At 67.7% G+C, this 19,952-nt stretch carries 21 protein-coding genes; 11 read left to right on the forward strand and 10 right to left on the reverse strand.

The annotated features are described in order from the left end of the window. Positions 1-26: 26 nt before the first annotated feature. The 6 genes from thiE (at position 27) to OCH7691_RS17890 (ending at position 6,170) form a co-directional block, all read left to right on the forward strand. Positions 27-695, forward strand: a complete 669-nt coding sequence (gene thiE / locus OCH7691_RS17865) for a thiamine phosphate synthase (protein WP_085884941.1) — start codon at positions 27-29, stop codon at positions 693-695. A 45-nt stretch (positions 696-740) separates the two neighbouring features. Beyond that, positions 741-1,304, forward strand: a complete 564-nt coding sequence (gene efp, locus OCH7691_RS17870) for an elongation factor P (RefSeq protein WP_085884942.1) — start codon at positions 741-743, stop codon at positions 1,302-1,304. Between the two features lie 72 nt (positions 1,305-1,376). Beyond that, positions 1,377-2,177, forward strand: a complete 801-nt coding sequence (locus tag OCH7691_RS17875; RefSeq protein WP_085884943.1) for an inositol monophosphatase family protein — start codon at positions 1,377-1,379, stop codon at positions 2,175-2,177. Positions 2,178-2,290: 113 nt separating this feature from the next. After that, positions 2,291-3,358, forward strand: a complete 1,068-nt coding sequence (locus tag OCH7691_RS17880; protein ID WP_085884944.1) for an OmpA family protein — start codon at positions 2,291-2,293, stop codon at positions 3,356-3,358. A gap of 44 nt (positions 3,359-3,402) precedes the next feature. Then, positions 3,403-4,542, forward strand: coding sequence for a flagellar motor protein MotA (locus tag OCH7691_RS17885; RefSeq protein ID WP_085885153.1), 1,140 nt, complete (start codon positions 3,403-3,405; stop codon positions 4,540-4,542). Positions 4,543-4,553: 11 nt separating this feature from the next. Beyond that, positions 4,554-6,170, forward strand: coding sequence for a peptidoglycan -binding protein (locus tag OCH7691_RS17890; protein WP_085884945.1), 1,617 nt, complete (start codon positions 4,554-4,556; stop codon positions 6,168-6,170). A gap of 30 nt (positions 6,171-6,200) precedes the next feature. On the opposite strand, the gene OCH7691_RS17895 is transcribed toward OCH7691_RS17890, so the two are convergent. Next, positions 6,201-7,271 carry an SMP-30/gluconolactonase/LRE family protein gene (locus OCH7691_RS17895; RefSeq protein ID WP_085884946.1) on the reverse strand — a complete coding sequence of 357 codons (1,071 nt, stop codon included), beginning with the start codon at positions 7,269-7,271 and terminating at the stop codon, positions 6,201-6,203. A gap of 29 nt (positions 7,272-7,300) precedes the next feature. After that, positions 7,301-9,127, reverse strand: coding sequence for an ABC transporter transmembrane domain-containing protein (locus OCH7691_RS17900; RefSeq protein ID WP_217808126.1), 1,827 nt, complete (start codon positions 9,125-9,127; stop codon positions 7,301-7,303). A 193-nt stretch (positions 9,128-9,320) separates the two neighbouring features. Between OCH7691_RS17900 and rpmE the strand changes: the two genes are divergently transcribed. Next, a complete protein-coding gene (rpmE, locus tag OCH7691_RS17905; RefSeq protein WP_085884947.1) occupies positions 9,321-9,542 on the forward strand; it encodes a 50S ribosomal protein L31 in 222 nt (73 codons plus the stop codon). Between the two features lie 87 nt (positions 9,543-9,629). Here rpmE and OCH7691_RS17910 read toward each other — a convergent pair whose 3' ends face one another. The 6 genes from OCH7691_RS17910 to rfbC all read right to left on the reverse strand — a co-directional run bounded on the left by OCH7691_RS17910 (position 9,630) and on the right by rfbC (position 13,999). Further along, a complete protein-coding gene (locus tag OCH7691_RS17910) occupies positions 9,630-10,046 on the reverse strand; it encodes a DUF1465 family protein (RefSeq protein WP_176245146.1) in 417 nt (138 codons plus the stop codon). 129 nt (positions 10,047-10,175) lie between these two features. Beyond that, positions 10,176-10,619 carry an acyl-CoA thioesterase gene (locus OCH7691_RS17915; protein ID WP_085884949.1) on the reverse strand — a complete coding sequence of 148 codons (444 nt, stop codon included), beginning with the start codon at positions 10,617-10,619 and terminating at the stop codon, positions 10,176-10,178. A 17-nt stretch (positions 10,620-10,636) separates the two neighbouring features. Further along, positions 10,637-11,494, reverse strand: a complete 858-nt coding sequence (gene rfbA / locus OCH7691_RS17920; RefSeq protein ID WP_085884950.1) for a glucose-1-phosphate thymidylyltransferase RfbA — start codon at positions 11,492-11,494, stop codon at positions 10,637-10,639. Beyond that, positions 11,491-12,369, reverse strand: a complete 879-nt coding sequence (gene rfbD, locus OCH7691_RS17925) for a dTDP-4-dehydrorhamnose reductase (protein WP_217808127.1) — start codon at positions 12,367-12,369, stop codon at positions 11,491-11,493. The genes rfbA and rfbD overlap by 4 nt, the downstream gene beginning before the upstream one ends. A gap of 5 nt (positions 12,370-12,374) precedes the next feature. After that, a complete protein-coding gene (gene rfbB / locus OCH7691_RS17930) occupies positions 12,375-13,433 on the reverse strand; it encodes a dTDP-glucose 4,6-dehydratase (protein ID WP_085884952.1) in 1,059 nt (352 codons plus the stop codon). Continuing rightward, on the reverse strand, positions 13,433-13,999 hold the full coding sequence (gene rfbC, locus OCH7691_RS17935; RefSeq protein WP_085884953.1) for a dTDP-4-dehydrorhamnose 3,5-epimerase: 567 nt from the start codon (positions 13,997-13,999) through the stop codon (positions 13,433-13,435). The genes rfbB and rfbC overlap by 1 nt, the downstream gene beginning before the upstream one ends. A 124-nt stretch (positions 14,000-14,123) precedes the next feature. On the opposite strand from rfbC, the gene OCH7691_RS17940 reads away from it, so the two are divergent. From OCH7691_RS17940 to OCH7691_RS17950, 3 genes are read left to right on the forward strand one after another with little or no spacing between them, the layout of a single operon-like run. Then, positions 14,124-15,329: an MFS transporter gene (locus OCH7691_RS17940; protein WP_176245148.1), complete on the forward strand. Its 1,206-nt coding sequence runs from the start codon at positions 14,124-14,126 to the stop codon at positions 15,327-15,329. Further along, on the forward strand, positions 15,326-16,207 hold the full coding sequence (locus OCH7691_RS17945; protein WP_085884955.1) for a DMT family transporter: 882 nt from the start codon (positions 15,326-15,328) through the stop codon (positions 16,205-16,207). The genes OCH7691_RS17940 and OCH7691_RS17945 overlap by 4 nt, the downstream gene beginning before the upstream one ends. Further along, positions 16,204-16,665 carry a MaoC family dehydratase gene (locus tag OCH7691_RS17950; protein WP_085884956.1) on the forward strand — a complete coding sequence of 154 codons (462 nt, stop codon included), beginning with the start codon at positions 16,204-16,206 and terminating at the stop codon, positions 16,663-16,665. The genes OCH7691_RS17945 and OCH7691_RS17950 overlap by 4 nt, the downstream gene beginning before the upstream one ends. Here the strand turns inward: OCH7691_RS17950 and OCH7691_RS17955 are convergent. Then, a complete protein-coding gene (locus OCH7691_RS17955) occupies positions 16,637-17,185 on the reverse strand; it encodes an STM3941 family protein (protein ID WP_085884957.1) in 549 nt (182 codons plus the stop codon). The genes OCH7691_RS17950 and OCH7691_RS17955 overlap by 29 nt on opposite strands. A gap of 8 nt (positions 17,186-17,193) precedes the next feature. Next, a complete protein-coding gene (gene ettA / locus OCH7691_RS17960; protein WP_217808128.1) occupies positions 17,194-18,867 on the reverse strand; it encodes an energy-dependent translational throttle protein EttA in 1,674 nt (557 codons plus the stop codon). 186 nt (positions 18,868-19,053) lie between these two features. Between ettA and OCH7691_RS17965 the strand changes: the two genes are divergently transcribed. Beyond that, the gene (locus OCH7691_RS17965) at positions 19,054-19,947 is read left to right on the forward strand and encodes a DMT family transporter (RefSeq protein WP_085884959.1); all 894 of its coding nucleotides are present in this window, start codon (positions 19,054-19,056) and stop codon (positions 19,945-19,947) included. Positions 19,948-19,952 lie beyond the last annotated feature (5 nt).

Consider the following 19,952-nt stretch of genomic DNA (forward strand, 5'->3'; position numbering starts at 1 on the left):
CCACTTTCGAGGATGACGACCCCAGCATGAGCAACGACAAGGGCAAGAACGACACGCAGCCGCGCTGCCGCGTCTATCTGTTGACGCCGCCGGCAATCTCGCTCGACCGGTTCGGCGACGATCTTGCCCGCGCGCTCGACGGCGGCGATGTCGCCTGCATGCAGCTCCGCCTGAAGGACGCGCCGGACGACGACGTCCGTCGCGCCTGCGAGACCCTGATGCCCATCGCCATCGCGCGCGACGTCGCTTTCCTGGTCAACGACCGGCCCGACCTGGCGCATGAAATGGGCGCCGACGGCTGCCACGTGGGGCAGGACGATATGCCCTATCGCCAGGCCCGGGCCCTGATGGGACCGGAGGCGATCGTCGGCGTGACCTGCCATGCCTCCCGCCATCTCGCCATGACGGCGGCGGATGCCGGCGCGGACTATGTCGCTTTCGGTGCCTTCTACGACACCGCGACCAAGACGCCGAAGGACCGCGCCGAACCGGAGATACTGGAATGGTGGTCCGGCCTGATGGAGATTCCCTGTGTCGCGATCGGCGGCATCAACGCCGCGAATGCCGCCCCGCTGGTCGCCGCGGGCGCCGATTTCATCTGCGTTTCGGCCGGCATCTGGTCCGCCCCGGAAGGGCCGGCGGCGGCGGTCGCGGCATTGAACGAGGCGATTGATCGCGCCGGATCAAGCTGCTAGGTTCCGCGCGCGTTTGCGAACCATCCCAACAATGCAGTTCAGATCATGAAAATCAGCGGTAACGCCATCCGCCCGGGGAACGTGGTGGAGCACAAGGGCGGCCTTTGGGTCGCGGTGCGAATCCAGCATACCCAGCCCGGCAAGGGCGGCGCCTATCTTCAGGTCGAACTGAAGAATCTGCGCGACGGCTCGAAACTCAACGAACGCTTCCGGTCGGCGGAAACCGTCGAACGCGTTCGCCTGGAACAGAAGCCGTACCAGTTCCTGTTCGACAATGACGGCCTGCTCACCTTCATGAACAACGAGAATTACGAGCAGGTCGAGATCAACCGCGAGCTTGTTGGCGACCAGGCGATCTTCCTGCAGGACGGCATGGAAGTAACGATCGAGTTCCACGAGGAGTCGCCGCTCGCCGTGGTCCTGCCGGAGCACGTGACCCTCGAGGTCGTCGAGACCGAGCCGACCGTGAAGGGCCAGACCGCCTCGTCGTCCTACAAACCGGCAACCATGAGCAACGGCATGCGGCTGATGGTCCCGCCGTTCATTTCGTCCGGCGAGAAGGTCGTCGTCTCGACGGCCGAATCAACCTATGTGAAGCGTACCGACTGACCCGGCCCGACCGGATCGATCAGCGCAGCCGTAACCCGCAAGGCCGCCCGTGCAAACGGACGGAGCCAGGTCATGAACAGAAAGTCCGCCCTCATCAATGTCATGGAAGCGGCGGCGCGCCGTGCGTCGCGCGCCCTGCTTCGCGACTTTAACGAGGTCGAACATCTCCAGGTCTCCCGGAAGGGGCCGGCCGATTTCGTGAGCGCCGCCGATCTCCGGGCCGAGGAGACGCTGCGCCGCGAGCTCGGTAAGGCGCGCCCGTCGTTCGGCTTCCGCGGCGAGGAAGGCGAGGACGTCGCGGCGCCGGACGGCCAGAGCTACTGGATCGTCGATCCCCTCGACGGCACGACCAACTTCCTGCACGGCATCCCCCATTTCGCGATCTCGATCGGTGTCGAGGTCCGGGGCGAGATCGTCGCCGGCCTGATCCTCGAGCCGACGCGGGACGAACTGTTCTTCGCCGAAAAGGGCCAAGGCGCCTTCATGAACGGCCGCCGGCTGCGGGTTTCGGCCCGCGCCAAGCTGCCGGAGGCCCTGCTCGCCACAGGCATCCCCTTTCTCGGCCGCGACGGTCATGACCGCTTTTCCGCCGAACTGAACCACGTCATGGACAAGGTCGCCGGCATTCGCCGCTTCGGCTCCGCCGCGCTCGACCTCGCCTATGTCGCGGCCGGACGCTACGAGGCATTCTGGGAGCGCGGCCTGTCCCCTTGGGACATCGCCGCCGGCATCATCCTGGTACGCGAGGCGGGCGGCATGGTGAGCCAGCTCGACGGCGGCGAGAAGATGATGGAAAAGGGCGACATCCTCGCCGCCAATTCCGAACTCTACGATTCCGTCGCCCGCCTGCTCCGGGAAGCACGGAAGTCGTGACCCGCGGGCCTGGGGCGCGCGCCCGCGGGCTTGTTCGCGTTCCACCCGTTGGTTATTGTGAGCGCCGAAAAACCATCTGGTTCGTAAACCCTGATACAGCGAGGTTCGCCGGCGTGGCGACACGGCTTGGCAACGCAATCGGCATACTCCGAATCGCCGGATATTCGGTTCTTTCGCTCGGGGTTTTGTCCGCCGTGGCGGTCGAGCGGGCATCGGCCCAGGACACCGTGGTCATCGGCGGCAGCGGACAGCCGTCCGTCGAGGTGAATCTCGACGCCGTCGAACACTCAGGATCGCTGGGCCGTGGCCCGGGCCTGCCCGGCGGCTCGGGTGTCGGACCGATCAACGATCCCGCCGGCGGGATCACGCTGCGTCCGCCCGCCGGCGTCGCCGGCAACCCGGTCGCGATCCCGGGTACGGCGCCGTCACCGGCCGCCGTTGGCACGCTGAGGCCGCCCGTACCGGCGCAACGCCCGATGGTCGCGACGACACCGGCGCCCGCCCCGGCACCTGTCGCAACGGCGAAGACGACCCCGACGGCAACACCCACCGGCACGGTAGCAACCGCCCGTCCGGCGGTTCCGGTTCCCCCGGCGCCGAAGATACCCGCCAAGCCCAGCGAGAATGCGACCGTCGCGCCGAAGCCGCCGGCCCCGAAGCCCGCCACCGGGATGTCCGCTCCCGCGACCGGCACCGGAACGGCGCCCACGCCCACTGCCCCGCCGGCGCCGACACCGGCCCCCGTCGTTACGGCGCCGTCCGCCCCCGAACCGGCCCCGGCACCGGCCAGGCCCGAGACCGCCCCGGCCACCTTGGCGAAAGCCGATCCCGGCTCCGCCGCAATCGCCAGCGCGCGGCCAGCGGCGCCGATCGGCGAGGCGGTCACGATTGCCTTCGCGGGCGACGCGGTCGAACTCGGCTCTGACGCCCGTGCCGCACTGGATGGTGTCGTCGGCGCGCTCAAGGACAACGACCAGCGTGTCCAGCTCAAGGCCTTCGCCGCCGACACCGGCGAGGGCGCGAATTCCGCCCGCCGGGTCTCGCTCAGCCGCGCGCTCGCGGTCCGCGCCTACATGATCGACGGCGGCGTCCGCTCGACCCGGATCGACGTCCGCGCCCTCGGCGATGCCGACGACGGCGGCGATGCCGACCGCGTCGATATCGTGATGTTGCAGCAATGAGGGCGGAAGCGCAGGGAGAAGGCCGCCGCAGCGCCGCGTCCGAGATGACGCGGCCGAGGCGCTATATCGTCCGGATGTCGCTGTTCGTCGCCGCGGTGCTGATCGTCGCCGGGGTTCTTGCCGGGCCGATCCAGATGGCGTTCATGAGCAATCCCTGGCTCAACGGGATCATCATCGGCGTCGCCCTGATCGGCTGCCTCTACACCTTCCGCCAGGTCCTCATCCTCGGCCCGGAAGTGCGCTGGATGGAAAGCATGCGGCGGAACGATCCGTCGCTCTCGGTACAGCGGCCGCCGATCCTGCTTGCCCCGATCGCCAAGATCCTCGGTGACCGCAGCAAGCCACTCCGGCTATCGACCCTGTCGCTCAGTTCGCTGCTCGATTCGATCAGCCTGCGGCTCGACGAGGGGCACGAGATCTCCCGTTACATGATCAACCTGCTGATCTTTCTCGGGCTGCTCGGAACCTTTTACGGCCTGCTCATCACGATCGGCTCGGTCGGCGCCGCGATCAACGCGCTCAGCGTCGCGAGCGGCGATTTCACGACTATCTTCGACGACCTGAAGACCGGTCTCGAGGGGCCGCTCGACGGCATGGGCACGGCCTTTTCCTCGTCATTGTTCGGCCTCGCCGGCTCACTCGTCCTCGGCTTCCTCGACCTGCAGGCCAACCAGGCGCAGAACCGCTTCTATCGCGACCTCGAGGAATGGCTGACCTCGGTCACCAAGTTCTCGTCCGGCTCGGCCATGGGCGACGGCGACCAGTCGGTCCCCGCTTACGTCCAGGCCCTGCTGGAACAGACTGCCGACAGTCTCGACAACCTGCAGCGCACGCTGTCGCGTTCCGAGGAGGGGCGCGGCTCCGCCCAGGCCGGCATGTACCGGCTGATCGAGCGGCTGACGACCCTGACCGACCAGATGCGGAGCGAGCAGGAGCTGATGGTGAAACTGGCGGAGAACCAGATGGAGCTCCGGCCGGTCCTGCAACGGCTGAACAGCAGCCTGGACGAGATGGGCCTCGATCAGGCCTCGCGCAACCATATCCGCAATCTCGACGTCTACGTGATGCGCATCCTGGAAGAATCCGCGGCCGGCCGTGAGCAGTTGGTGCAGGAAGTGCGGAGCGAGATCAAGCTCCTCGCCCGCACCATCGCCGCGATCGCCGAGGACGACCGGCGCGGCTGAGGGGCCCGCCGATGGCTCGGAAGCGCGCCCGCAATTCGCACAGTTCGAGCGAGATCTGGCCGGGCTTCGTCGATGCGCTGTCCTCGCTCCTGCTCGTCATCATCTTCCTGCTCGTCGTCTTCGTCCTGGCGCAGTTCTTCCTGTCGCAGGCGCTGTCCGGCCGTGACGAGGCGCTCGCCCGGCTCAGCCAGCAGGTTGACGAGCTTGCCGATCTGCTGGCGCTCGAACGACGCGCCAATTCGGAACTGCGCGGCAATGTCGCCGAACTGTCGGCCTCGCTCCAGACATCCAACCGGGAACGCGATTCGCTGATCATCCGGCTCGACGAGCTGAGCCAGCGCGTCGAGGTGGCGGAGAGCGAACGCGACAGGCTTGTCCTGCAATTGCAGCGGGCCGACGCCGACCGGAAGGAACTGGAAGAGAAGATCGCCGCCGCGGAGAATGCCGCCGAGGCCGACAAGGAGACGATCCGCGTCTACCTCTCCGAGGCGGAGAGCCTGCGCCGCGACATCGCGACGCTCAAGGAAACCCGGGCCAGGCTCGAAAGCGATCTCGCCGACCTGCTCGCCACGCTCAAGGCGGCGCAGGAGAAGGTCGCGGATCTCGATCGGCAATACAGCGAGAGCGAGAAGGCCCGCGCCGCGCTCAGCGAAACCCTGGCGAGGCGCGAGGCCCGGATCGAGGATCTCGCCGCCGCCCTGCTGGCAGAGCAGGAGAAGGCCGGCAAGCAGGAAGCGGACATCGCCGAACTCCTCGACGACGCGGAGAAGCGCAAGGCGCTGCTGGCCGAGCTGCGGGCCAGCCTCGCCGACAGGGAGAACGATCTCGGGGCGCTTCGCGACCGCTCGAAGGAGCTCGAGGCGAAGCTCGCGGACGAGCAGGAGCGGACACAGCTCGCGCAGAAGGAGATCGCCGACCGGAAGGTCGAGCTTTCGGAACTGCAGGCGCTTTATTTCCAGACCGAGGAATCGCTGAACCGCGAGGAGAAGGCGAGCGCCGCGGCGAACGCGCAGGTGACCGCACTGAACGTCCAGATCGCGGCCTTGCGCGGGCAACTCGCCAGCCTGCAGGAGGCCCTCGACGCGGCCGAGGCGCGCGACAAGGACCAGAAGGTCCAGATTGCCGACCTCGGCAAGCGGCTCAACCAGGCGCTCGCCCAGAAGGTCCAGGAACTGCAGCGCTACCGTTCCGAATTCTTCGGCCGCCTGCGCGCCGTTCTGCAGAATCGCCCCGGCATTACCGTGGTCGGCGACCGTTTCGTCTTCCAGTCCGAGATCCTGTTCGCCCAGGGCAGCGCGGTGCTCGGCGAACTGGGCCAGGACCAGATGCAGCGCTTCGCCGAAACCCTGCTCGAGATCGCCGCCGACATTCCGCCGGATATCGACTGGATCCTGCGTGTCGATGGCCATACCGACGCCTTGCCGATCTCGACGGCGCAATTCCCCTCCAACTGGGAACTGTCGACCGCGCGCGCCGTCTCGGTAGTCAAGTTCCTGGTCGCACAGGGCGTGCCGGCGCGCCGCCTCGCGGCCACCGGATTCGGCCAGTTCCAGCCGCTCGATTCCGGATCGGACGAGATCGCCTTCCGCCGCAACCGGCGGATCGAGCTCAAGCTTACCGAACGCTAGGGCGACATCCGACCGGGCCGAACCGCCCGCTCAGGGCAGACGACAGTCGAGGAACCGCGTTTCGAAGACCGCGCCGACCAGCAGCCGCGTCCCGTCGCGGACCGCGACCGAGGCGCCGGAAAGCCGGTCGCCGGCATCGAGGAAGACCTGGTCCCTGACGAAGGCGCCGCTTGCCCCCTTCTTCAGTTCCAGGATCTCGCTCGGCGACAGCTTGTTGCCGTTGAAGGAATGGCCGACGAAGCTCAGCAACTGCGGATGACCGGCGACCCAGAGCGCACCGTCCGAATCGACGCTGATATTGTCGACGCCGGTGCCAGCGTCATATTCGCGGGCGGGCCGCAGGCCGCCATCGGCAAGGCGCCGGTAGACGTTGATCTTGCGCCCGACGGTGGCCGCCACGTAAACCTCTGCCCCGTCCTTCGACAGCGCGATGCCGTTCGCGTAGGCAAGGTCGTCTGCGACGATCCGGAAGGTGCCGTGGTCATAACGCACGACGTTCGACAGGGGCAGCTGCAGATACTCCTCCGCCAGCCGCAGCAGCCCCATTGGGTTGCCATGGTCGTTGGTCGCGTAGAAGCTCTCCGGCCCGGTTGCGGCAATGTCGTTGGGGCTGATCAGGGACGGCCCGGTGATCGTCTTCAGATGGCGAAGCTTCCGGTCCTCGAAGGCAAACAGCTCGACCGTATGGCGATAACCGGTGCCTTCGGCGCCGGCCTCGGGATGGTTGACCACGAACAGCCGGGCCTTGCCGTCGGGTCCGACCCAGAGGTCGATGCCATGCGGATGGAAGTCGTCGCCGAGCCCGTCGTCCAGCCGTATCGGCTCGGCATTCGGCTGGTCGAGGGCATAGAGATAGAGACCGCCCTTGATCGCCTCGCCGCGCATCTGCGCGCGGCGATCGTCACCGGAAATGATCGCGACCTCGCCGCCCGGCGCGATGACGATATCCTCGGCCCCGGTTATGCCCTGGACCGCCCGGCAGACACCGGCGAAATGCGGTTCGATGGTGCGGAACTGGCCGGCCGACCAGAAGGTGTAGATCACGAAGCCGACCGCCAGAGCGATCAGGGTGACGCAAATGACGAACAGCGAGCGGATCAAGCCCCGCCTCCTTCAGCGACGGGGCCGGATCATTGCGCGGCCTCCCCGGACAGTCCCGCCATGCCGTTCTCGAACTGCAGCTTGGCCAGCCGGGCATAGAGGCCGCCGCCGCGCATCAGCTCGTCATGCCTGCCGAGCGCGACAACGCGACCATTCTCAATCACCGCGATCCGGTCGGCCTTGAGCACGGTCGCCAGCCGGTGGGCGATGACGAGCGTCGTGCGGCCCTCGCGGAGCCGGTCGAGGGCGCCCTGCACCAGCCTCTCGCTTTCCGCGTCGAGCGCCGAGGTCGCCTCGTCGAGCAGCAGGACCGAGGGATTCCGCAGAACCGCCCTGGCGATCGCCACGCGCTGCTTCTGGCCGCCGGACAGGCGCACGCCGCGCTCGCCGAGCTCGCTCTGGAACCCCTCCGGCATGGCGTCGATGAAATCCGCCGCGGCAGCCGCATCGGCGGCCGCGCGCACGGCCCGGTCGTCGGCCTCGGGCCGCCCGTAGCGAATGTTCTCCAGCGCCGTCGCGGCGAACATCACCGGCTCCTGCGGCACCAGTCCGAAGACCTGCCGCAGCGCTTCCGGTTCCGTCTCGTCGATCGGCACGTCGTCGAGCGTGATCCGCCCCGACTGCGGATCGTAGAAGCGGAGCAGGGTCTGGAACACCGTCGTCTTGCCGGCGCCCGACGGGCCGACCAGGGCAACCGTCTCGCCGGGCTCGACGGTCAGAGAGAAGCCGTTCAGCGCGGCGACGTCCGGGCGTGTCGGATAGTGAAAGGTGACGTTGTCGAAGACGATCCGGCCGGCGGTCGGACTGGGCAGCGCGGCCGGCACCTCCGGCGCGCGAATGTCCGGCTCGGCCGCGAGCAGTTCGAGCAGCCGTTCTGCGGCGCCCGCCGCGCGTTGCAACTCGCCCCAGACCTCGCTCAGCGCGCCGACCGCGCCGGCGACGAAGACCGCGTAGAGCACGAAGGCACTCAGCACGCCTCCCGACATCTCGCCCGCGACCACCGCACGCGCGCCGATCCAGAGAACCAGCACGACGGATCCGAAGATCAGGCTGATGACGATCCCGGTCAGCCAAGAGCGGGCACGGATCCGCAGCAGCGCCGCCTCGAAGGCCGCCTCGACGGTTCCGCCGAAACGGCTTTGTTCGAATCGCTCGTGGGTGAATGCCTGGACCGTCTGGATGGCGCCCAGTACCTCGCCGGCTCGCGCGCTCAGGTCGGCGACCCGGTCCTGGCTGTCGCGGCTCAGGCGACGGACCCGGCGGCCGAAAAAGACGATCGGGACGACGACGAAAGGGACCACCAGGCAGACAGTGCCGGCAAGCTTCGGGCTCGTCACCACCATCATTGCCAGCCCGCCGATCAGCAGCAGGATGTTGCGGAGCGCGATCGAGATCGACGAGCCGACCACCGTCTGGATCACCGTCGTGTCGGTGGTCAGGCGGGAAAGCACCTCGCCGGTCCGGGTCGTCTCGAAAAATGCCGGGTTCAGCGTGACGATATGGTCGAACACCGCCTTGCGGATATCGGCGATGACCCGTTCGCCAAGCCAGGTGACAAGGTAGAAGCGGGCGACCGTCGCCGCGGCCAGAATCAGCGCGACACCGAGCAAGGCGAGGAAATAGAGGTCGACGAATCCGCCGTCGTCGCCGGAAAACCCGTGGTCGATCACCCGGCGAAGCGCCTGCGGAATGGCGAGCGTCGCCCCTGCCGCGACTACCAGCGCCACGCCGGCGCCGGCGATCACCCCGCGATAGGGCAAGGCGAAAATCATGAGTCGGCGCAGCTTCGCCAGGTCGCGGCTTTTCGGCCGTTCGTCCGTCGCGCCCGCCCCGGCGTTGCTGTTTTTCTCGCTCACCCCGATCGACCCGTCTCGCCTACAATGACACCCTGCTCGACGCGTTTGCGCGAGAGCCGGGTATAACAGGCGGCCCGATCCACAACAAGGCCGAGGGGCGCCGCCGGAAGGTCAGGCCCGCGCTGGCGATTCCCGACTTGCGCCGCGACCGGCAAATGACTATAAGACCGGCTCGCCGACTAGGAGATGCGAGATGAAGAAGGACATTCACCCCGACTATCACGAGATCGTCGTCGAGATGACCGACGGCACGACCTACAAGACGCGGTCGACGTGGGGCAAGGAGGGCGACGTTCTGAAGCTGGATATCGACAGCAAGAGCCACCCGGCATGGACCGGCGGGTCGCAGCGCGTCCGCGACGCTGGTCAGGTCGCGAAGTTCAACAAGCGTTTCGCCAGTTTCGGCCTCAAGTAATCGCTGCACCCGTCCGCTTCGGCGGATCGGAAAAAGGCGCCCGTACGGGCGCCTTTTTTGTTGGCCGGATGCTGTGCCGCGCGCGGACTAGCCGGGCATCGTATAGAGATCGGCCTCTTCACGGATCATCGCGTCGAGACGGGCAAGCCGGCGATAGAGCAACTCGCTCCGACGCAGCAGCTCGCGCATCTGGCGCGGCAGCTTCTCATGGTCGATCAGGGGCTCGGCAAGACACGTCTCGTCGTTGCCCAGCCGGTATTCCTCGGTGAACAGGAATTCCGCGTCGAGCGTGCCCTCGTGCCGGGCCCGAAGTATCGTCAGCCAGGCCATCGCCTCGGTCAGAAGCGTGGTCAGCTTCAACGTCTCGGCGCTGTAGGCCAGGCTGTCGACCGGTTCTAGCGTAGCCGTGAAGCCAGCGCCGGGGCCTTCGAAATACTCGCGCGCATCCTCGACCAGGCTGACCGCTTCGTCATAGGTCTTCGTGAAAAATACTGAGCCTTGCACCACACACCTCTGTCCGCCCCGCCGGGCGGGATGATCGATCCCTCCCGCTACAAATCGGGATGACCGACCCTAGATCCAAGATGCTAAGAATTGGTGAGGGCGAACTGTCGGCGCATGTTTCGTTATCGCTCAGCCATCCTGCAACGCCCGTTGCTCGAACGCCTCGATCCGGCGCACCAGTCCGGCCGGCACCGGCACCGTCTTGCGGGTCGTCTGGTCGGTGTTCACCCAGACGATCTCTCCCGTGGCCAGCAGCGTCTCGCCGCCCTTCGGATAGACGCCGAGCAGGAACTGGATCGACGAGCGGCCGATCCGCCCGGTCCGGCAGCAGCAGTCGATTTCGTCATCGAAGCGGATCGGTGCCTTGTACTCGACAAGCGAGCGGACGAGGTGGAAATCCGTTCCCGTCTCCTCCGGCATCGTCTGGTAGGAAAAGCCGAGCGCCCGGAGATACTCGGTGATCGCGGTATCGTAATAGGTCAGGTAGTGGGCATTGAAGACCACGCCCTGGCCGTCGATCTCGGAATAGCGGACGCGAAGCGGAAACGAGAAGCGGTAGTCGGACCTCGACATTTTTCCCCCTGGGACAATCACGGGCGGTGCAGCAGACCTTCCAGATAGCGGCCATAGGCGGAGTTCGCCATCGCGCGTGCCAGTGTGGCAAGCGCCGCGTCATCGACATAGCCGAGGCGCCAGGCGATTTCTTCCGGGCAGGCGATCTTGAGACCCTGGCGAACCTCGACGGTCTCGATGAACTCGGCCGCCCGCAGCAGGCTTTCCGGCGTTCCCGTATCGAGCCAGGCGACGCCGCGCCCGAGGATCTCGACCGTCAGCCCGCGCTCCGCCAGGTAGGCGTTGTTGACGTCGGTGATCTCGAGTTCCCCGCGGGCCGAAGGCTTCAGGCCGCGGGCGATCCCGACGACCGATGAATCGTAGAAATAGAGCCCGGTGACCGCATAGTTCGACGGCGGTTTCTTCGCCTTCTCGACGATCCCCCGCACGCTGCCGTCGGCGGCGAAATCGACGACGCCGTATCGCTCCGGGTCGGCGACCCAGTAGGCGAAGATGCGGGCGCCCTTGCCGGTAAAATCGGCGACGGAAAAATCCGGACCATGAAAGACATTGTCGCCGAGCACGAGGGCGACCGGCTCGTCAGCGATGAAGTCCTCGGCAATCAGGAAGGCCTGCGCGATCCCTTCCGGCGCCGGCTGGACGTCGTAGCGGAGCGTGAGCCCCCATTGCCCGCCATCGCCGAGCAGCGCCTCGAAAAGCGGCCGGTCGCCCGGCGTCGAGATCACCAGGATCTCGCGGATCCCGGCCGCCATGAGCGTCGCCAGCGGGTAATAGATCAGCGGCTTGTCGTAGACCGGCAGGAGCTGCTTGCTGACCACGCGGGTCATCGGATGCATCCGGGTGCCGGTCCCGCCGGCCAGAATGATGCCCTTCATGCGCCGTTGTCCGCCCCTGCCCCGCCGCCGATCGCCTGCTGCGCGAGGAGCGCCGCAAGGGCCACCCGCCAGTCGGGACGGACGATACCAAAGACCTCCCGGATATGCGAGCAGTCGAGCCGCGAATTGGCCGGCCGGGCCGCCGCCGAGGGCCATTCCGCGCTGCCGATCGGACGGATCCGGGGGCCGGCGACATGGCGGAAGATCTCGCGCGCGAAACCGCACCAGGTAACGTCCGGCGCGCCGGAGAAATGATAGATGCCGAAATCGGCGAAGTCAGCCGCCGCCGCCTGCCGGGCCATCGCGACCAGCACCTCGCCGAGCGCGGCGGCCGGCGTCGGCCCGCCGGTCTGATCATCGACGACGCCGATCTCCCCGCGCCAGCGCAGGCTCAGCATCGCGGACAGGAAATTGCCCTCGCCGGGACCGAAAAGCCAGGAACTGCGCACGATCAGGTGACGCCGCGCGATTGTCGCGACTGCCGCCTCTCCGGCCGCCTTGCTTTCGCCGTAGCGATTGACCGGGGCGACCGGGTCGCCCTCGACATAGGGCCCGGCCTCGACGCCGTCGAACACGTAATCGGTCGAGAGGTGCAGCAGGAGTGCATTCCCGGCGGCGGCCGCGCGGGCGACATTCGCCGCTCCGTCCCGATTCACCGCGAAGGCGCGTCCGGGATCCGCCTCGGCCCCGTCGACGTCCGCATCGGCGGCAGCGTTGACGATCGCCGCGGGCTTCAGCCGGGCGACCGCGGCCGTCAGCCGGTCGGCATCGGTGATGTCGAGCGTCCGCCGGTCGAAGGCCCGGCAGGGCACGCCGGCTGCAGCGGCGGCACGGACCGTCGCCCGGCCGACCTGTCCGCCCGCCCCCAGCACCATCAGCGTCACGAGGAGGCCCGCTGCGCGAGACCGAGCCGCTCCTGCCGGTAGCGCCGCTGGGCGCCGGCAATCCATTCGTCCCGATCGAGGTACCAATCGACGGTGGCGGCGAGCCCCGTCGCGAGATCGTGGCGGGGCCGCCAGCCGAGCTCGCGTTCCAGCGCGTCGGGCGCCAGCGCATAGCGGCGGTCGTGGCCCGGCCGGTCGGCGACGAACTCGATCAGCTTCTCGTGCGGCGCCCCGGCCGGCAGACGCGCGTCGAGCAGCCGGCAGATCGCCCCGACAATGTCGCGGTTGCTTCGTTCGGTCCGGCTGCCGACCAGGTAGCGCCGGCCCGGCTCCCCCGCTTCGGCGATCCGCCGCAGGGCGGCCGCATGATCGTCGACATGGATCCAGTCCCGCACGTTGGCGCCGTCGCCATAGACCGGCAGGGGCCTTCCGGCGGCGCCGCGCAGGATCATCAGGGGAATGAGCTTCTCGGGAAACTGGTAGGGGCCGTAGGTGTTCGAGCCGTTGCTGACCAGCACCGGCAGCCCGTAGGTCCGGTGGAAGGCGCGGGCCAGATGATCGCCCGCCGCCTTGCTGGCGGCATAGGGCGACGAGGGATCGCTCGGGCTGTCCTCCGTGAAGGTCCCGTCGGGACCGAGCGAGCCGAACACCTCGTCGGTCGAGACCTGCAGGAAGCGGAACCGTGCCGCCGCGGCAAAGTCGAGCGCCCGCCAGTATTCGAGGGCCGCCTCCAGAAGCACCTCCGTGCCGACGACATTCGTCCGGACGAAGACCGCCGGGCCGTCGATCGAGCGGTCCACATGGCTCTCCGCCGCCAGGTGATAGACCACGGATGGCCGTTCCTCGGCGAACAGCGCGGCCATCGCTGCGCTGTCGGTGATGTCGGCGACCGCCAGCCGATGGCGCGGGTTGCCCTCGACCGCTGCCAGGTTGGCCGGGTTGCCCGCATAGGTCAGGCTGTCGATGGTGACCACCCGTCCGGCCCCATCGTCGATCAAGGAACGGACCAGCGCCGAGCCGATGAAGCCGGCCCCGCCGGTAACGAATGCCGTCATCAGGTCGGGCCCGGTTCGAATAGTCGCGTCTGTTCGGCCAGTGGCGGCAATGCCCGGTCACGGCCGGAGATCTCGGCCCAGGCCGCGCCGACCGGCCAGTCGATGGCGAGCGCCGCGTCGTTCCAGAGAATCCCGGCCTCGTCGTCGGGGCTGTAGAAGTCGGTCACCTTGTAGAGCAACTCGCAATCATCCTCGAGCGTGCAATAGCCATGCGCGAAACCGGGCGGGATCCAGAGCTGGTTTCCCTCCGCGGCGTCGAGCGTCGCGGCCACGTGGCGGCCGAAATCGGGCGAGCCCCGTCGGACATCGACGGCAACATCGTAGACCCGGCCGCGCACGACCCGGACCAGTTTTCCCTGGGCGCGCGGCGGCAACTGGTAATGCAGGCCGCGCACCGTGCCGGCGCGTCGGCTGAGCGCATGATTGTCCTGCACGAAGGGTCCGGGAATGCCGGCCTCGGCGAACCGGTCCTGGCGCCAGACCTCGGCGAAATAGCCGCGCTCGTCCTCGTGCCGCTGGGGCGTCAGGATCTTGATCCCGGGAATGGCGGTGTCGGCGATACGCATCGCCCGCGAGCATATCCAGACTACCGATCACCAACAAGTCGCGACACTGGCGGCGACCGGACGGCCCGCCTATAGTGGCCACGTTCCCGGGGCCGCTGGCCCGCGTCGCTTATCCGGTTGCTCCGTGACTTTCCGAACCCAGACTCACTGGCCCACCGTCGTCCTCGCCGTCGGCGCCGGCATCGTCGCCTCGATGCAGGTCGGCAAGGTTGCCGCGGCACTCCCCCAGATTCGCCCGGAACTCGGCGTTTCGCTGGTCGTCGCAGGCCTGATCGCCTCGATCTTCAACGCCAACAGCGCCGCGCTCGGCGTCGCGACGGGGATCGTCACCGATCGCGCGGGCCATGTCCGCATGATCACCGCCGGTCTGATCCTGATGGCGGCCGGCGGTCTGGCCGGGGCGTTTGCCGCCGATGGCGCCGTGCTGCTGGCGTGCCGTTTCGTCGAGGGGCTCGGTTTCGTCGCCACGGTGATCGCCGCGCCCTCGATCATCGCCGGCGCGACGGCGACCGGCGACCTCCGCCTCGCGCTCGGTCTCTGGAGCACCTACATGCCGACCGGCTTCGCGATCATGCTGGTGGCGAGCGCGCCGCTGCTCTCGCTGATCGGCTGGCGCGGAATCTGGATCGCCAACGGCCTGTTGACGCTTGTACTGGCCGCCTTCTTCGTTGCCTTCCGTCAACGGCTCGACGTCCATGCGATCGCCGGCCAACGCTCCTGGGCCGGCATGCGCCGGGCGCTCGCCCTGCCCGGCCCGTGGCTGCTCGCAGCCTGCTTCGCCACCTATACCGTGCAGTGGTTCGCGGTGATGGCGTGGCTCCCGACCTTCCTGACCGAGGCGCTCGGCTACAGCGCCGCGGCCGCGGTCACCATCGCCGGGCTCGTCGTCTTCGCCAATGCGCCGGGCAACATGTTCGGCGGCTGGCTACTCCATCGGGGTGCGCCGCGCTGGCTGTTGATGGCGACCGCGCAGGCCTCGATGGCGATCTTCGGCCTCGGGATCTTCGCCGCCGGCGTGCCCGATCTCGCCAAGATAGCACTCGCGATCTGCTTCTCGCTGGTCGCCGGGTTGCTGCCCTCATCGGCGCTGGCCGGCGCCCCGGCACACAGCCCGAGCCCGGGCGAGATCGGCATCGTCAACGGCATTATCGTGCAGGGTTCGAACCTCGGCGTCCTGGTCGGCCCGCCGCTGGTCGCCGCCTCCATCGCGGTTCACGGCGACTGGCAGGATGCGACGCCGATCCTGCTCGCCGCCGCCATCGCCGGCATCGCCATCGCCTTCGGCATCCGCTGGGTCGAGCGCCATCGCCTCACGGGCGGGGCACAATGAAGAAACTCAAGGTCGACCCCGGCGATTTCCTGCTGTTCGTGACCACTGTCGTCTGGGGCGTGAGCTTCCCTCTCGGCAAGATCGTGCTCGCCGAGATGGGGCCGCTCGGCTACAGCTCGAGCCGTTTCCTGATCGCCGGGCTGCTCCTGGCGCTCTGGTCTCGACTCCGGGAGGGACCGATCCGCCTGCCCCGCAAGGATCTCCTGACGACCATCGGCCTCGGAATCATGGGCTATTTCTTCTTCACCGGGATCTGGGCGGTCGGCCTGACGATGACGACCTCGGCGAAGGCCTCGATCCTGATCTCGACCTCGCCCGTCTTCGCGCTGCTGATGTCGGCGATCATCGGAAAGAGCCCCAAGCCGCTTGCCTGGCTCGGCGTCGGCATCTCGTTTCTCGGCACCTACCTGCTGATCACCGGCGCGGCTGCGGCGGAAGGGCTTTCCGGCGGCTCGCTGATCGGCGACCTGATATTCCTCGTCGCGGCGCTTTGCTGGGCGCTCTACAACATGATTTCGGTGCCGCTGATCGCCCGCCACGGCCCGCTCAAACCGACCGCGGTTGCGATGATCATCGGATCGACGCTGCTGCTCATACCGGGATTTGGCGAGATCGTCGCCGTTCCCTACGCGGATCTCGACGCGGAGATTTACGGGGCCTATTTCATCACCGCCGTCATCGGAGGCACCTTCGGCTTCGTCTGGTGGCTCGCCGGCATCGGCCGGCTCGGCGTTGCCCGGGCAATCCCCTACATGTACCTGGTTCCGGTTTTCGGCGTGCTCGGCGGGATCTATCTGCTCGACGAGCACCTGACCCTGGTGCAACTCGGCGGTGCGGCGATCACGCTGGTCGGCGTCGCATTGGCGAGGCGCGGATGACGAAAAGCCGCTATTTCGAGGATTTCACCCTCGGCGACCGCTTCGAGACGGTCGCCATGACGGTGACGGAGGCGGAGATCCTCGGCTTCGCCCTGAAATACGATCCGCAATACTTCCATCTCGACGCCGCGCGCGCCGCCGATGGCCCGTTCGGCGGGCTGATCGCCTCCGGCTTCCAGACGCTGTCGCTTTCCTTCAGCCTGTTCCTGCGCCAGGGCTGGGTCGAGGAGGCCAATCTCGGTTCGCCCGGCCTCGACGCGACACGCTGGCTGCGCCCGCTGCGACCCGGCGACACCATCCGTGTGACGGCAACGGTGACCGAACTGAAACCCAGCGTCTCGAAGCCGGACCGCGGCATCGTCCGCATGCTGCACGAGACCTGGAACCAGCATCAGGCGGTCATCATGACCGTCGACTGCATGCATATGCTCAGGCGTCGTCCGGACTCGGCGGGCTGAACCGCTGAATGGCGGCCGCGAACTCGTCCGCGCGGGCGTCGAGCGGGTTGAGCGCGATGTTGATCCGTGACTGCCCGCGCCGGGCGTTCGCGCGATAGAACATCCGGTCGATGAAGCCCGGCTCGACGAGGAAGCGCTCCGGCTGCTCGACATCGAGACCGATGAAGGCGTCCCGCTTGACGTGATGCAGATCGATGCCGTCGATCGCCGCCCAGGGAATCGTCGCCGGCCCGAGGCGGCGGTCGGAGATCCCCTCCGGACCGATCCGGACGACCGGACGTTGATCGCGAAGCTCGCCGATCCCCTTCAGCGCCACGGCGCCGAACAGCGCCGCGAGCGCGGCACCGATCAGGCGCGCCGCGATCGGCTGGCTGGCCTCGACCGGCTGGCCGACCAGCAGCACCACCCCGACCCCGGCGAAGACAAGGGCGCCCGCCGTGACGAACAGCATCCGGCCGCGGCGATAGCGGAACAACGCCTCGCCGTCGTCGCCGTGCCGGTCGCTGGAGGCCTCGGCCATGCGCGTCCTCAGCGGCTGATCGGCTTGTAGCGGATGCGATGAGGCTCGGTCGCCTCGGCGCCCAGCCGGCGACGCTTGTCTTCCTCGTAGTCCTGGAAGTTGCCCTCGAACCATTCGACGTGGCTGTCGCCCTCGAAGGACAGGATATGGGTCGCGATCCGGTCGAGGAACCAGCGGTCATGGCTGATCACCACGGCGCAGCCGGCAAAGTCGAGCAGGGCCTCCTCGAGCGCGCGCAGGGTATCGACGTCCAGATCGTTGGTCGGTTCGTCGAGCAGCAGCACGTTGGCGCCGGATTTCAGCAGCTTGGCCAGGTTGACCCGGTTCCGCTCGCCACCGGAAAGCTGGCCGACGCGCTTCTGCTGGTCCGCGCCCTTGAAGTTGAAGTCCGAGACATAGGCCCGGCTCGGCACTTCGCGCTTGCCCAGCAGGATGACCTCGTTGCCCTCGGAGATCTCCTCCCAGACGGTCTTCTTCGGATCGAGCGTCTCGCGCGACTGGTCGACATGGCCGATCTGCACCGTCGGGCCGATCTTGAGGCTGCCGGCGTCGGGCGTCTCGTCACCGGTCAGCATGCGGAACAGCGTCGTCTTGCCGGCGCCGTTCGGGCCGATCACGCCGACGATGCCGCCGGGCGGCAGGCGGAAGTTGAGATCGTCGATCAGCAGCCGCTCGCCGAACCCCTTGCTCAGATGCTCGGCCTCGATCACCAGGTCGCCGAGCCGCTGCCCGGCCGGAATGACGATCTGGGCCCGTTCGTCTCGCTTCTCCGCATCCTGGGAGAGCAGGTCCTCGTAAGCCGAGATGCGCGCCTTCGACTTGGCCTGGCGGGCTCGCGGCGACTGCTGGATCCATTCAAGCTCGCGCTTGAGGGTCCGGCGCCGCGCGTCTTCCTGGCGTCCCTCCGCCTCGAGCCGCTTCTCCTTCTGGTCCAGCCAGGACGAGTAATTGCCCTTCCACGGAATGCCGTGGCCGCGGTCGAGTTCGAGAATCCAGCCGGCAACATTGTCGAGGAAGTAGCGGTCATGGGTGACCGCCACGACCGTGCCCTTGTAGTCGCGCAGGAAGCGTTCGAGCCAGGCGACGCTTTCCGCGTCGAGATGGTTGGTCGGTTCGTCGAGCAGCAGCATGTCCGGCTGTTCGAGGAGCAGGCGGCAGAGCGCCACCCGACGCTTCTCGCCGCCCGACAGCTTGGCGACCTCGGCATCGCCGGGCGGGCAGCGGAGCGCGTCCATGGCGATTTCCACTTTGCGGTCGAGATCCCAGAGATCCTGGTTGTCGATCTGCTCCTGCAACTCGCCTTGCTCGGCGATCAGCTCGTTCATCTCGTCGTCGGTCAGTTCCTCGCCGAAACGGGCCGAGACCTCGTTGAACCGGTCGAGGATCGCCTTCTTCTTGCCCACGCCGAGCACGACGTTGCCGAACACGTCGAGCGAGGGATCGAGTTCCGGCTCCTGCGACAGGTAGCCGACGCGGACGCCCGGCGCGGCGAAGGCCTCGCCGTTGTATTCCGTCACCTCGCCCGCCATGACCCGGAGCAGCGTCGACTTGCCGGCCCCATTCAGGCCGAGCACGCCGATCTTGGCGCCGGGCAGGAAATGCAGCGTGATGTCCTTCAGGACCTGCTTGCCACCGGGATAAACCTTGTTCAACCCGATCATCGAATAGATGTATTCGGCCATGACCTGCTTCATTGTTGATGGAGACACACACACGAGCGGGGCCTTTGTAGCCAATGCACAGCGGCGCCGCAATGGCGCTCCGGCGGGGCCGGGCGCGCATAGCAGCGATGCCGGTCGCGGACTGGCGCAACCGCCCAGCCGCCCCTAGACTGCCGGCCTGATCGAACGGGGAATTCGGGGTCCGGAATGCCGACAGCGGCGATGATACTGGCGGTCTTCTTCTGGGCCTCGTCGCTCAACGCCAACAAGGCGCTGGTCGCCACCCTCTCGGTCACCGAGGTCGCCGGCACCCGCTTCGCGCTCGGCGCCCTGGTCATTTGGTCGCTGGTGCTGATCACCCGGCAGCGGGTCAACATCCGCAGCCTCGACAAACGGATCCTGCTGATGGGCTTTCTCGAGCCCGGCCTGGTCTCGGTGCTGGTGATCTGGGGCGTGACGCTGACCACGGCGACGCACGCCATCATCCTCTGGAGCATGATGCCGATCATCCAGCCGGTGCTCGGCAGGCTGGTCCTCGGCGAGCCGATGAGCCGGGTCGTGGTCATCGCCTCGCTGATCGCGCTGGCCGGCAGCCTGATCCTGGTGAGCGGCAGCCTGTCAAGCCCGGCCGCCAGCATCGAGGGCGACCTGCTCTGCCTCGCCGGCGTGCTGTGCGCCTGCCTGAACCAGCTTGCCGCCCGGCGGGTCGCGACCGGCGGCACGTCCAATCCGTTCGTCATCACCGCCTTCCAGCTCACGCTGGCACTGATCTTCATTCTCGGCGTGATGGTCTTCATCGAGCGCCCGGACATCACCCTCGACCAGCAGGGCGATACCGCCTACATGCTGCTCGCCTATGCCGGGCTGGCCGGCAGCGCCGGGCCGTTCCTGCTCTACAACTACGCGCTCCGGCACATGACGGTCGGACGGATCAGCCTGTTCATCCCGCTGACCGCGCCGATCGGCGCCGCCATCGCCTGGGCGCTGCTCGGCGAGGAGCTGCAATGGTTCGAGTTCGTCGGCCTTGCCGTGATCGTCACCGCAGTCTTCCTGCCGCTGCTGTCCGAGCAGCGCCGGCGGCAGGCAAGGCGGCTTGCCTAGGGCGC

It is taken from the genome of Oceanibacterium hippocampi, from assembly GCF_900172325.1.
Lineage (GTDB): Bacteria > Pseudomonadota > Alphaproteobacteria > Sneathiellales > Sneathiellaceae > Oceanibacterium > Oceanibacterium hippocampi.